At 73.1% G+C, this 12933-nt stretch carries 10 protein-coding genes; 8 read left to right on the plus strand and 2 right to left on the minus strand.

Annotation, left to right across the window (positions count from 1 at the left end):
- The first annotated feature begins 437 nt into the window (after positions 1 to 437).
- The 8 genes from ACVV2G_RS29300 to ACVV2G_RS29335 all read left to right on the plus strand — a co-directional run bounded on the left by ACVV2G_RS29300 (position 438) and on the right by ACVV2G_RS29335 (position 9825).
- On the plus strand, positions 438 to 2582 hold the full coding sequence (locus ACVV2G_RS29300) for a hypothetical protein (RefSeq protein ID WP_453845794.1): 2145 nt from the start codon (positions 438 to 440) through the stop codon (positions 2580 to 2582).
- A gap of 61 nt (positions 2583 to 2643) precedes the next feature.
- Complete coding sequence (gene pelF, locus ACVV2G_RS29305; RefSeq protein WP_453845795.1) at positions 2644 to 4176, plus strand: GT4 family glycosyltransferase PelF; 1533 nt, start codon at positions 2644 to 2646, stop codon at positions 4174 to 4176.
- Positions 4173 to 5582: a hypothetical protein gene (locus tag ACVV2G_RS29310; protein WP_453845796.1), complete on the plus strand. Its 1410-nt coding sequence runs from the start codon at positions 4173 to 4175 to the stop codon at positions 5580 to 5582. The genes pelF and ACVV2G_RS29310 overlap by 4 nt, the downstream gene beginning before the upstream one ends.
- A 93-nt stretch (positions 5583 to 5675) precedes the next feature.
- Positions 5676 to 6677 (plus strand): GDP-mannose 4,6-dehydratase, encoded by a 1002-nt coding sequence (locus ACVV2G_RS29315; protein WP_453845797.1) that lies wholly within the window; start codon positions 5676 to 5678, stop codon positions 6675 to 6677.
- 35 nt (positions 6678 to 6712) lie between these two features.
- Positions 6713 to 7426: a nucleotidyltransferase family protein gene (locus tag ACVV2G_RS29320; RefSeq protein WP_453845798.1), complete on the plus strand. Its 714-nt coding sequence runs from the start codon at positions 6713 to 6715 to the stop codon at positions 7424 to 7426.
- Positions 7427 to 7433: 7 nt separating this feature from the next.
- Complete coding sequence (locus ACVV2G_RS29325; protein ID WP_453845799.1) at positions 7434 to 8360, plus strand: NAD-dependent epimerase/dehydratase family protein; 927 nt, start codon at positions 7434 to 7436, stop codon at positions 8358 to 8360.
- Positions 8357 to 9019, plus strand: a complete 663-nt coding sequence (locus ACVV2G_RS29330; protein WP_453845800.1) for a spherulation-specific family 4 protein — start codon at positions 8357 to 8359, stop codon at positions 9017 to 9019. The genes ACVV2G_RS29325 and ACVV2G_RS29330 overlap by 4 nt, the downstream gene beginning before the upstream one ends.
- A complete protein-coding gene (locus ACVV2G_RS29335) occupies positions 9016 to 9825 on the plus strand; it encodes an endo alpha-1,4 polygalactosaminidase (protein WP_453845801.1) in 810 nt (269 codons plus the stop codon). Before ACVV2G_RS29330 ends, ACVV2G_RS29335 begins: the two co-directional genes overlap by 4 nt.
- Before the next feature lie 233 nt (positions 9826 to 10058).
- On the opposite strand, the gene ACVV2G_RS29340 is transcribed toward ACVV2G_RS29335, so the two are convergent.
- The gene (locus tag ACVV2G_RS29340; RefSeq protein ID WP_453845802.1) at positions 10059 to 10745 is read right to left on the minus strand and encodes a DUF5825 family protein; all 687 of its coding nucleotides are present in this window, start codon (positions 10743 to 10745) and stop codon (positions 10059 to 10061) included.
- Positions 10746 to 10886: 141 nt separating this feature from the next.
- Positions 10887 to 12842 (minus strand): RiPP maturation radical SAM C-methyltransferase, encoded by a 1956-nt coding sequence (locus ACVV2G_RS29345; RefSeq protein WP_453845803.1) that lies wholly within the window; start codon positions 12840 to 12842, stop codon positions 10887 to 10889.
- Positions 12843 to 12933: the final 91 nt, after the last annotated feature.

Here is a 12933-nt window from a genome sequence, read left to right on the forward strand (position 1 = left end):
CCCCCCCTTACCTTCCTCCTCCCCCCCCCTCCCCCCCCCCCCCCCGCCGGGGCGAGGGCGACCGCGTTGACTTGATCTCGCTCCATGCCCGGTCAGCGCCCTGAGGGAGACCCTTGACACCCCGGCGCCACGGAGGCCCCGGTTCCGATCCGCCCCTCTCCGGCTCACAGCAGTACACAGGCCTGCCGACGCGGTCCGGCGCACGCGACCGGGCGGTCGCCGACGGCTCACGACGGTGCCCCTTGCGGGCAGATGGACACCTACGCTTTTCCGTCAAGTTCTGCAGCAGGCACACAAAAGCTCCACACACGCCTCACTATGTGACGCGACGGAAACGTCAACGACCGGCGTCTCAGGGGGGCGACGGCATGGTCATGGGGTGGGCGGGCTCCGGCAGGAGCGGGCCCTCCCCTGCCCGGGGGAGGGAATCACACCGCATGAGACGGACCATTCGCACCACGGCGCTCGCGACGGGCGCACTGATAGCGTCGCTCGGCCTGTCGGCCGGCCCGGTCCACGCCGACGCGCCGACGACACGCGTCGACCTGCGCGTCCTGGTCGTGAGCGACGGAGGGCCGGCCACCGACGCCATCGCCGCCGAACTGGAGACCGCCGGCACGCCGTACACGGAGGTCAACCTGCAGGACTCCGACCGGCCCGTGATCGACGCCGGGTTCCTGGCGGACACCGTGGACGGACTGCCCCGTGCCAAATTTCAGGCCGTCGTGCTGCCCAACGACAACCCCTTCCCGGCCGGCTCCGCCGAGATGACGGCGCTCGCGTCCTACGAGCGGACCTACGCGATCCCGCAGGTGGACGCCTACACCTACGCGCGTCCCGAGGTCGGCCTCCAGTACGCGGTCGGCACGGGGTACGCCGGGAGCGTCGACGGTGTGCGCGCGGAGGTGACCCAGGCCGGTCTGGCCGGCCCCTTCGGGTACCTGGACGGGGCGGTTCCGTTCGAGGACAACTCCCCCGCCGTCGGCGAGTCCTACGCCTACCTGTCGACGCCCGCACCCGGGGCCGACTTCGTCCCCTACGTCCAGGCGGCGATACCCGGGCGGGCGACCAAGGGCTCCCTGGTGGGCGAGTACCGGCACGACGGGCGGCGGGAACTCGTCGTCACGTTCGTCTACAACCAGCACCAGCAGCAGTTCCGGCTGCTCGCCCGGGGCATCGTGGAGTGGATGACCGGCGGGGTCCACCTCGGGGCCGACCGCAACTACTTCGCCGTACACGTCGACGACGTCTTCGCGGCCGACGACCGCTGGGACACCGAGCTGAACTGCACCCCCGGCGACGTGGACTGCCCGCCGGGCGAGGGCACGCCCAACCCGGTCCGCATGGTCCCGGCCGACGTCGACCACGCCACCGCCTGGCAGGACAGCCGGGACTTCACCCTCGACATGGCCTACAACGGCTCCGGCAGCGTCGACCACCGCCTGGAGAACGACGGCGCCGACCCGCTCGCCGACCGGCTGATCGCCGACCGCGACGACTTCCGCTGGATCAACCACACCTACACGCACGCCTTCCTGGGCTGCCGGCAGGATGTCAGCGTGGTCCCCTGGAAGTGCGCGACCGACCCCGACGGCAGTACCCAGTGGGTGAGCCGGAACGAGATAGCCGACGAGATCGCCACCAACCGCGTCTGGGGCGAGACGGCCGGACTGCCCCTGGAGGACGACGAGCTGGTGACCGGCGAGCACTCCGGTCTGAAGGTCACCCCGCAGCAGCCCACCGACAACCCGAACCTGGGTCCCGCCCTCGCCGACACCGGCATCGCCTGGCTCGCCTCGGACAGCTCCCGCGACCCCGTGCAGCGGCAGGTCGGCAGCGCCACCACCGTCTCCCGCTACCCGATGAACGTCTTCTACAACGCCGGCCGGGCGGCCGAGCAGGTCGACGAGTACAACTGGATCTACACCAGCCGCGCCCAGGGCGGCAGCGGCATCTGCGAGGACAACCCCGCCACCTCCACCTGCCTGCCCGCACCGCTGGACACCGCCACGGGTTACGCCGAGCACATCGTGCCCCTGGAGACGCGCATCGCGCTCGGGCACGTGCTCTCCAACGATCCCAAGCCGCACTTCATCCACCAGTCCAACCTCGCCGAGGACCGCATCGCCTACCCCGTGCTCGACGGTGTCCTGGGCGACTACGACGACCTGTTCGCCGGGAACACGCCCGTGGTCAACCTCCGCATGGAGGACATCGGCGTCGAGATGCAGCGCCGCGCCGCCTGGCGGAGCGCGGTCGACGCCGGCCAGGTCACCGCGTACCGCACCGGCGACACCGTGACCGTCCAGGCACCGGACGGCGTGGCCGTGACGGCGACGATGCCCGCCGGCACCCTGCGCGCGGGCACGGGCTTCGGCGACGCCTACGCGGGCGCGCTCTCCGGGTGGGCCGCCACCACCGGCGGCCCGCTCACCCTCGACCTGCCGTCCACGGCCACCGCACCCTCCCCGGCCACCGGGCCCGACGACACGGCCGCCGCACCCTCCACCGCCCCCCGCACCCGGGTGCCGGCCGGTGTGAGCGACCCGGTGCCGTACGGCGCCGAGCGCCCAGCGCCGTAACGCCGGCGCAGGTCCGGTCAGCCCGCACGATCAGCCCACACCTCGGCCGTGGAGCACATGCATGCACGTTCCCCACGACGCGCGACGCTCCGGCGCGCCGCGCGTCACCCTGCTCACCGAAGGCACCTACCCGCACAGCCACGGCGGCGTGAGCGTCTGGTGCGACCAGCTCGTCACCGGCATGCCCGACCTCGACTTCGACGTCACGGCCGTCACCGGCACCGGGCGCGAACCGCTTGTCTGGGACATCCCCGCCCACGTCTCACAGGTCGTCTCCGTCCCCATGTGGGGGCCGGCCCCGCAGGGCCGGCCGCCTCGCGGACATGAGCACCACCGGCTCGCCGCGGCCTACGAGCGTTTCGTCACCGCACTGCTCGACCCGCGCGCCGAGGACGGCTTCGGCCCCGCGCTGTACCGGCTGGCGCGGGCCGCGGCCGACGGCCGGCTCAGTCCGTTCCTGCGCGGGGACCGGGCGATCGCCGTCCTGACGGCGGTCTGGAACCGGCCGGGACTGCCCGTGCGCGAGGCCCGGCCCACACTGCACGACGCGGTGACCGCGACCGCGCTGCTGGAACACGCCCTGCGCCCGCTGGCCGCGCCGTGTCCGCAAGAGGGCGTGGCACACGCCGTCAGCGGCGGTGTCGCGGTGCTGCCCGGACTCGCCGGACTGGAGCGGCACGGTGTGCCGTTGCTGCTGACGGAGCACGGCGTCTACCTGCGCGAGCGCTACCTCGGCTACCGCACCGCCCCCTACCGGTGGCCGGTGAAGGCGCTGCTGCTGGGCTTCTTCCGGCTGCTGGCCGAGGAGACCTACCGCCGGGCCGCCCTGGTCACCCCGGGCAACCGCTACAACCGGCTGTGGGAGGAGCGGGGCGGGGCCGCCCCGGAGTCCATACGGACGGTCTACAACGGCGTGGACCCGGCCGCGTTCCCGCCCGCCGGACCCGAACCGGCCGAGCCCGTGCTCAGCTGGGCCGGCCGGGTCGACCCGATCAAGGACCTGGAGACCCTGATCCGCGCCTTCGCCCTGGTACGGTCCGAAGTCCCCGCCGCGCGCCTGCGGTTGTTCGGCGGCACCCCGCGCGGCGGCGAGGCCTACCGGGAGCGCTGCGAGGCGCTGGCGGCCCGGCTCGGCCACGGTGACGCGGTCGCCTTCGAGGGCCGGGTCGAGGACATCAAGGACGCGTACGCCGCCGGGAACGTCGTGATGCTCTCCAGCATCAGCGAGGGCTTCCCCTTCACCCTGATCGAGGCCATGTCGTGCGGCCGGGCGACCGTCTCCACGGACGTCGGCGGGGTCCGGGAGGCCGTCGGCGACACCGGGCTCGTGGTGCCGCCGCGCGATCCGGCCGCCATGGCCGCCGCGGCACTGGAGCTGCTGCGCGACGCGGAGCGGCGCCGGGCCATGGGCGAGGCCGCCCGGCTCAGGGTGATCGGACAGTTCACCCTGCGTCAGACCATCGACACCTTCCGGTCGATCTACCTCGAACTCGCCGCCTCCTCCGGTACGGCCGCCCGCGCGACGGCCGTACCGGAGGACATCCTCGCCCCGGCGGGCGCGGTGCCGGTGCCCGTGAGGAGTGCGACCGGATGAGCGGGCCGATGGCACTGGAGCCGGGCGGCGCGGAGCAGGACACGCTGGCGCTGCGTCTCGCCGACGAACGCACCCTCGCCGGACGTCCGGCCGACCAGCACACGCTCACCCTGGTCCGCCCCGGCCACGGCGCCCGGCGCGACGCGGTCGACGCGCTGGCCGCCGAGCTGGCCGACCGGATCGCGCCGGCCGTCCACCCCTACGAGGTGGCGGCGCTGCTGGAGTCCGAGGGGCTGACCGGCGGGGCGATCCGGGAACGGTACGGGCACTCCGACCTGTTCTCCCTGGCCGCAGCCCTGTACGAACGCGTGCCGCGCACCTTCCCGGACCCGCCGCGCCCGGCCGACCCCTGGCGGCCCGACCACGTGCGGTGCGCGCTGCGCGGGGCACTGTTCGCCCTGCCGGGGCTCGCCTACGCGCTCGCGGGGCGCCTGCTGCCCCAGGACGGCGTGGTGCGGGCCCTGGTGGTGGCGGGGCTCCTCTCCTGGGCGTGGAACCAGGCGCTGGGGCACCGCGCGTACCTGCGGCTGGCCACCGGGCGCCGGGAAGCGGGCCGCACCCTCCTCAAGGGCGCCCCGCTGGGCGCCCTCGCGGCGACCGCGGCCGGGGTGCCACTGGCCGGTTCCGGCACGGCGGCCCTGGCCGTGACCGCCCAGTCGGGGTACCTCGCGGCGGCCGGGGTGCTCCTCGTGCTGGGCCGGGAACGGCTGCTGCTGCTCGCCCTCGCACCGTTGACGGCCGGTGCGGCGACGCTGCCGTGGTGGGAGCCCGGCAGCATGCTGCGGGCGGGTCTGCCGCTGCTGTCGTGTCTCGGTGCTCTCGCCGCGGCGGGCTGGGCGCTGCGCGGCACCCGTACGGTCCCGCAGGCCTCCGCGGGCGCCCGCCCGCGTCTGATCCGCTCACTGCCCTACGGCCTGTTCGGGCTGGCCGCCGGGGCGCTGGTGTTCCTGGCCGGCCACCACCACCCGTGGGCGGTGGTCGTGCTGACCCTCAGTATGGGCCCGGCGGAGTGGCTGCTCTTCCGCTACCGGGGGCTGTCGGTGGCGGCGCTGCGGGCCACCGGTACGCCGGCCGGTTTCCGGCTGCGCTCGGCCGCCGTCCTCGCCGGCTGCCTGCTGGCGTACCTCGGCCCGCTGGTGCCCGCGGCGCTGCTGGTGGACGCCGAGCCCGTCACGCTGCTGCTGCTCGCGACGGCGCTGTGGACCTCCCTGCTGCTCCAGGCCTTCGGGGTGGCCTGGCCCCCCGCCGCCCTGTGCCTCGCGGCGGCCGGCGGCGCCGGCGCGGTCGCCCTGGCCGGGCTGCCCCCGGGTGCGGCCACCGCCCTGCCGCTGTGCTGCGGTGCGGCCGCGCTCTGCCTCACCGTGTACGTGCTGCGGCTGCTGGGCCGGCCGGCGGCCCATGCCTGACCCCGCGGCGCGGCCGCCGTACCGCCTCCGAGCCCGTCCGGGCCGCTCCCCGCTCCCGGCCACCCACCGCCCCACCGACCGGAAGGACCCCGCGTGACCGCCACACCGCTCGCCGCCGTCAGCGGAGCCGAGGGTTTCATCGGCTCCCACCTCACCGAGGCGCTCGTCGCCTCCGGGCACCGGGTGAGGGCCATGGCGCAGTACAACTCCTTCTCCTCCTACGGCTGGCTGGAGACCCTCTCCCCCGACGTCCTCGACCAGGTCGAGATCGTCCTCGGCGACGTCCGGGACCCCGGCTCGGTACGCCACCTCGTCGAGGGCGCCGACTGCGTGTACCACCTGGCCGCCCTCATCGCGATCCCGTACTCCTACCAGGCGCCGCACAGTTACGTGGACACCAACGTCACCGGCACGCTGAACGTCCTGGAGGCGGTCCGCGCCCAGGGCACACCGCGCCTGGTGCACACCTCCACCAGCGAGACGTACGGCACCGCGCAGACCGTGCCGATCACCGAGGACCACCCCGTCAACACCCAGTCGCCGTACGCCGCGTCCAAGGCGGGCGGGGACCGTCTCGCGGACAGCTACCACGCCAGTTTCGGCACGCCCGTGGTGACGCTGCGGCCCTTCAACACCTACGGGCCCCGGCAGTCGATGCGGGCGGTGATCCCCACCGTCATCGGTCAGCTCGCGGCCGGCGAACGCACCATCACCCTGGGCGATCTGCGGCCCACCCGGGACTTCACCTTCGTCAAGGACACCGCGCAGGCGTTCCTCGCGGTCGGCACCGCGCCCGCCGAGCGGGTCGTGGGCCGTACGTTCAACGCCGGCACCGGCGGCGAGATCTCCGTCGGCGACCTGGTGGCACTCATCGGCAAGGTGATGGACGCGGCCGTCGACGTACGGGAGGACGCGCAGCGGCTGCGGCCGGCGAACTCCGAGGTGATGCGGCTGGTCGCCGACGCGACCCGGCTGCGGGAGGCGACCGGCTGGAGCCCGGCGCACGATCTGGAGCGGGGCCTCGGGCACACGGTGGAGTTCTTCCGCGAGCCGGCCAACCTCGCCCGCTACAAGACCGGCATCTACAACATCTGACCACCCACAGGCACGTGAACCGAGGGGGGAACCTCATGCACGCAGTGATCCTGGCCGGGGGCAAGGGCGTCCGGCTGCGGCCCTACACCACCGCGCTGCCCAAGCCGCTCGTGCCCATCGGCGACCAGCACGCCATCCTGGAGATCGTCCTGCGCCAGCTCGCCTCGGCCGGGTTCACCGGCTGCACGATCGCCATAGGGCACCTGGGCGAGATCATCCGCGCCTATGTCGGCGACGGCTCGCAGTGGGGCCTGAGCATCGACTACGCCACCGAGGAGAGCCCTCTGGGCACCATCGGGCCGCTGCTCACCCTGCGCGAGCGGCTGCCGGAGCACTTCCTGGTGATGAACGGCGACATCCTGACCGACCTCGACTACGCCGACGTCCTGCGCCGGCACACCGCTGCCGGGGCCCCGCTGACCATCGCCACCTACGCCCGCAAGGTGCACATCGACTTCGGTGTCCTGACCACCGACGAGAGCCGGGTGGTCGCCTTCACCGAGAAGCCCAGCATGGACTACCGGGTCTCGATGGGCGTGTACGGGCTGTCCCGGACGACGCTCGACGGCTACACGGCGGGACTGCCGCTCGGTTTCGACGAGCTGGTGCTCGACCTGCTGAAGTCCGGTGACTGCCCGCACGCCTACGACTTCGAGGGCTACTGGCTCGACATCGGGCGCCCCGACGACTACGACCGGGCCAACGCGGAGTTCACCAGCCGCAAGTCCCTGCTGCTCAAGGGAGCCTGAGCACCGCATGCGCATCCTCGTTGTGGGCTTCACCGGCTACCTGGGCGCCCATGTCGCCGACCGGCTCCGTGCCCTGCCGGGCACGCGGGTCCTCGGCGGCGGCCGCTCGCCCGCCGCCGACGTGCCGGTCGACCTCGCCGACGGCTGCGTCGACCGGCTCGCCGGGGCCCTGGTGGCGGCGGCCCCCGACGCCGTCGTCAACTGCGCGGGCGCCACCGGCGGTGATCCGGTGGCGCTCGCCGAACTCAACGCCCGCGGCCCCGCCGTCCTGTGCGCGGCGCTGCGCCGGGCCCGCCCCGCCGCCCGCCTGGTCCACCTCGGATCGGCCGCCGAGTACGGGCCGGGCACGGTGGACGTCAGGGTGCCGGAGACGGCGGCGACCCGTCCGCTGACCGCCTACGGCGCCACCAAGCTGGCCGGGACCGTCACGGTCGCCACCTCCGGTCTGGACGCGGTGGTCCTGCGGGTCGGCAACCCGGTGGGGCCCGGCGCACCGCCGTCCGGCCTGCCCGGCCGGGTCACCGGACTGCTGCGCGCGGCGGGCGCGGACCCGGAGGCGGTGCTCCGGCTCGGCGACCTGTCGGCGCACCGGGACTTCGTGGACGTGCGCGACGTCGCGCGGGCGGTCGAAGGCGCGGTCACCGCGGCCGGGCCGTTGCCGCGCGTCCTCAACATCGGTGGCGGTGACGCGGCCCCGGTGCGCCGGCTGGTGCGGACGCTCGCGGACACCGCCGGTTTCCGCGGCCGGATCGAGGAGGAGGGTGCCGGGTCGGTCCGTTCCGGCCAGGTGTCCTGGCAGTGCTCCGACATCACCGCCGCCCGGGCCGCCCTCGGCTGGCGGCCGTCGTACTCGCTCGACGAGTCACTGGCCGCCCTCTGGTCGGCGGACGCCCGTCCGCCGGCCCTCACCGCGGAAGGCGACCGCCCGTCGTGAGCCTGCTGATCCCGCTGTACGTCCACCCGGCCGAGGACCCGGGCTCCTGGCACCGGCTCATCACGGCGGCCGACCGCACGTACGGAGTCGTCATCAATCCCGGCGACGGGCCGGGCGGTGCGCCCGATCCTGCCTTCGTCGCGGCGGCCGGCGCGCTGCGGACGGCGGGCGCCCGCCTGCTCGGGTACGTCGACACGGACTACGGCACGCGTCCGGCGGCCGAGGTCGCCGAGGACGCCCTGCGGCACCGGGAGTGGTACGGGGCCGACGGGTGCTTCCTGGACCGCGTGAGTTCGGCGGCGACCGAACTGCCCTTCTACAGGGCACTGGTGCGCGGTCTGCGCCGGCGGGGAACGACCTGCGTCGTGCTGAACCCGGGGGTCCATCCGGCGCCGGGCTACGCGCGTGTCGCCGATCTCGTCGTCACCTTCGAGGGGCCCTGGTCCACCTACGTCTCCGCGTTCAGCCGGCCGGACTGGGCCCTGCGGCACCCGCCGGAACGGTTGTGCCACCTGGTGTACGGCGTGCCCGAGGCCCTCGCTCCGCTAGCCGTGCGGACCGCGCACGAGCGCGGCGCCGCGGTCTGCGGTCCCGTCACGGGAGAGCCGCCCAACCCGTGGACCCGCCTGACGCCCGTACTGACCGGAGCGGAGCGATGAGGCGCGGGGGACGGGCGTCGGCCGCCCTGCTGACGGTCCTGCTTCTCTCGGTGGTGGCCGGATGCTCCGGCGGGGGCGGCACGCCGGCTCCGGACCCGTCCGCGACGGCGGTGTGGCAGCCCCGGCCCGGACTGGCCTGGCAGTGGCAGCTCGACGGGAAGGTCGATCCGTCGGCCGACGTGCCCGTCTACGACATCGACGGGTTCGAGAACGATGCGGCCGACGTGGCCCGGCTGCACCGCGCCGGCCGCAAGGTGATCTGCTACGTCAACGTGGGGGCCTGGGAGGACTACCGGCCCGACCGGGACGCCTTTCCCCGGGCGGTGCTGGGCAAGCCCAACGGCTGGCACGGGGAACGCTGGCTCGACATCCGCGAGGTGTCCGTACTGCGGCCGATCATGGAGCGGCGGTTCGACATGTGCCGGGAGAAGGGCTTCGACGCGGTGGAACCCGACCTGGTGGAGGGCTACGGCAACGAGACCGGCTTCCCGCTCACCGCGCGGGACCAGCTGGTGTACAACCGCATGATCGCCCGCATCGCCCGTGCACGGGGTCTGGCGGTGGGCCTCAAGAACGACCTGCCGCAGATCCCGCAGCTGGTGGGCGACTTCGACTTCGCCGTCAACGAGCAGTGCGCCGAGTACGGCGAGTGCGCGCGGCTCACACCGTTCATCGAGGCCGGCAAGGCGGTCTTCCACGTGGAGTACGACGTGCCGGCCCGCGGCTTCTGCCCCGAGTCGCGCCGGCTGGGACTGTCCTCGATGCTGAAGCGGCCGGAGCTAGGGGTCTGGCGCGATCCCTGCTGAGCGCGGCATGACTCAGGCAGGCGAAGCAGGACATGCTGGGACCAGGCCATCGTGGCCCCTGGGTCCCGCTTGCTCGGGACGGTTGCCCGGTGGCCTGCCAGTTGAGCAGGGAGCGGAACCCGCGCGCTCAACCGCTGAAGTCCCCCACACCACTCCGGGGGACGCCATCGGGGCGGTTCACTCATGCGCAGACCCTGCCTCCGCACGTGAACGAAGCCGTTCGCCGGGCAGCCTCAGATCGTCATCGCCTCCTGTATCCAGCGGTTGACGCGGTACGGCAGCCACCACTCCGTCCCGCCGACCGCGAGTACGAGCCGCTCCTCGCGGAGGTCGGCGAGCGCGTCCGGCGGTACCGCCGACGCGGGAGCCCCGTACGCCAGACGTCCGATCGCTTCCTGGTAGTGCGGTTCGTCCACCGTGAACCGGCGGAGGTCTCCCCAGCGGCGGTCGCGGATCTGGATGAAGCCCGGCCCCTGCCGCCAGAGGCACTTGCCGAGGTAGTGGCCGTTGCGCCAGGTCCGCAGCGCGTCGTCCGCCGTCGCCGGGTCCGTCCCCTCGATCCGCTGCGGCGGCTGGAGGTGGCTCAGGAGCCGGCTGATGCTTTCGGCGGACATCGGGCCTGCGTCCGGGCCCGGCCGCAGGTCCCACTCGACGAGCACCGCACGGGCTGTCAGGTCCCTCACCAGACTGAGGGTGCGCACGGCACGGGCCGCCGCCTCCGGCGTTCCCGTGTCCGCGAGGTCCACGGCACCGGACAGGCGGACGCGGCGCGCGCCCAGTTCCCACAGCCGGTCGCACTCCTCGGCGACGGGACCGGTCAGCGTGATGTCGCCGAGGAACATGCCCGGCAGCGCGCAGGCGACGGGGTCGTAGTCACGCCAGACGGCCGCGGACGGGGTGAGGGTGGAGTGTGGACTCATCGGACTGGCCTCCAGAGGCGCCTGAACGGTCGGGCGGCGGTGGGACGACGCTCGGGCGATGGTCGGTCGAGAGCTGGGGAGAGGAAGGGCGGAAGAAGGAGGGAAGAAGGGAGGTAAGAGGAAGGCGGGGGCAGGGGCAGGTCAGACTCCGGTCATGTGCGGTTCGGCCGCCGTGGCGTCCGGTACGGGCGCCGCCACGGGCGGCTCCGCCGGCGCCGAGTACCGGTGCCGCATGAAGTCCAGCCGCAGCAGGTCCTCGTTCACCGCCGAGGGTGCGATGTGCACGTACTGCCCGTTGTCGGTGAAGACCAGCCCCAGTTCCGTCCAGCGGTCGAGCAGCTCGTGCACCTCGTCCTCCCGGAGCGCCCCGCCCGGCACCCTGCCCGCCGCCTTGCGGGCAAGGGCCGCCGGCGTGTGCGGCTGGTCCAGCAGCCGGAACACGGCGATCTCGTACGGGTCGGTCAGTTCCATCGCCCGCCACTCGAAGGCCCGGCGCCTGCTCACCAGGACGATGCGGTCACCCAGGTCGGCCTGGGTGAGACGCGCGTCGGCGTGGTGCTTGCGCCAGGCGGCGAGCGCGGCGTTGAGCGCGGTGACCGTGGGTTTGCCGATGCCCCGCTCCGGCGCCTCGAAGACGTAGGCGAGGCCGTGCAGCTCCTCCTCCGGCAGGTCGTAGGTGAAGCGGTAGTGCGCCTCCGGGCGCAGGCCGGAGAAACCCAGCTCGGGCCGGTTGAAGTAGGGGCTGAACCGTTCGATGGCGATGCGGGCCGAGAGGTCGACCGGCGGGTTGAGGTGTTCCAGAGCCGGTATCTGCGCGATGACCGGGTCGTAGTCCTCCGCGCTCTCTCCCGGGAAGCCGTGCAGGTAGTTCCAGGACACCGACAGACCGGTCTCGGCGCCGTCGCGGAGCATGCGTACGTTCTGGCAGCCGCTGACGCCCTTGTCCATCAGGTCCAGTACGCGGCTGTTCAGGCTCTCGATGCCCGGCTGTACGTAGATCAGGCCCGCGTCGGAGAGCGTACGGAGGTGGGCGCGGCGCATATTGGCCTTGATCTCGATGTGCAGCCGCAGGTCGTAGCCGCTCTCGATGATCCGGGGCAGCACGGTGGACAGGTAGCCCATGTCGAGGATGTTGTCGACCACGTACATGTCGAGCACACGGTGGCGGCGGGCGAGTTCCACGATCTCGTCGTAGAAGGTGTCCGGGCTCTTACTGCGGAACTGCATGAAGGAACCGTTCAGTCCGCAGAACGTGCAGTGGTGTTTCTCGCCCCACCAGCAGCCTCTGGCGCCCTCGACGACGAGCTTGGGCTCGACCCAGTTACGGGCCACGGAGGTGCCGAGGCGTTCGAAGTAGCCGCTGTAGTCGGGCGGCAGGATGGCGGCGGGCGGCAGCGGGCTGGTGGCCATCGCGTTGGCGGTGCTCACACCGTCCGGCCCGCGGTGGCACAGACCGGTCACGGTGGAGAGGTCCGGGTGTTCTTCCCCGAGCGCGGACAGCAGCTGTGGAAAGGCGGCCTCGCCCTCGCCCCGGACCACGTAGTCCACGAACGGGAAGTTGCGGTGGACCGTCGCGCCCTGCTCGCCGTCGCAGTTGGCACCGCCGAGGACGGTCACGATGTGCGGCGCGAGCTGCTTGACCTGGCGGGCTGCCGCGAGCGCGGCGGTGTTCTGCTGGAAGGTGGAGGTGAAACCGACGACGTCGGGTGCCGCGTCGGCGATCCGCCGGGCGGTCTCCGCCACGAACTCCGGTACCAACCGGTGCAGTTCGCGGGTCATCCGCATCCGGGAAGCGCCGACCTTCCCCTTCATCGCGGCGGTGAACTCCTCGTCCCGCCATGCGGGGTCGTCGTAGAGCGCGGACGAGAACACCCAGTCGCCGCAGCCCATGAAGTAGGAGGCCAGCGCGTAGTACTCGTAGTCCTCGGCGGTGAACTCCATGCGCCGGGTGATCCAGTCGGTGAACTCGAGGTTGGCGTGCAGCACTTCGGCACTGCCTTCCGGCAGGTGCTCGTCCACACTCCGCTTGAGGATCCCGAGGGCCAGCGACGGAAGGTCGATGGGCGACCAGGGCATGTTGACCAGGAGTACGCGCATGTCAGCTCCTCGTGGGACGGCCGGAAGACGGGTGACGGGGAAGACGGCGGAAAGGGGAGGCGAAAGGGGGCTCGGGGCAGTAGGCCACGGT

It is taken from the genome of Streptomyces sp. JK94, from assembly GCF_053613315.1.

Bases quoted from the DNA above. Each gene is read 5' to 3' on its own strand.
- ACVV2G_RS29340 (WP_453845802.1), bottom strand. From the start codon at position 10,745: ATGAGTCCACACTCCACCCTCACCCCGTCCGCGGCCGTCTGGCGTGAC.
- ACVV2G_RS29335 (WP_453845801.1), top strand. From the start codon at position 9,016: ATGAGGCGCGGGGGACGGGCGTCGGCCGCCCTGCTGACGGTCCTGCTT.
- ACVV2G_RS29325 (WP_453845799.1), top strand. From the start codon at position 7,434: ATGCGCATCCTCGTTGTGGGCTTCACCGGCTACCTGGGCGCCCATGTC.
- ACVV2G_RS29300 (WP_453845794.1), top strand. From the start codon at position 438: ATGAGACGGACCATTCGCACCACGGCGCTCGCGACGGGCGCACTGATA.
- ACVV2G_RS29320 (WP_453845798.1), top strand. From the start codon at position 6,713: ATGCACGCAGTGATCCTGGCCGGGGGCAAGGGCGTCCGGCTGCGGCCC.
- ACVV2G_RS29310 (WP_453845796.1), top strand. From the start codon at position 4,173: ATGAGCGGGCCGATGGCACTGGAGCCGGGCGGCGCGGAGCAGGACACG.
- pelF (WP_453845795.1), top strand. From the start codon at position 2,644: ATGCACGTTCCCCACGACGCGCGACGCTCCGGCGCGCCGCGCGTCACC.
- ACVV2G_RS29345 (WP_453845803.1), bottom strand. From the start codon at position 12,842: ATGCGCGTACTCCTGGTCAACATGCCCTGGTCGCCCATCGACCTTCCG.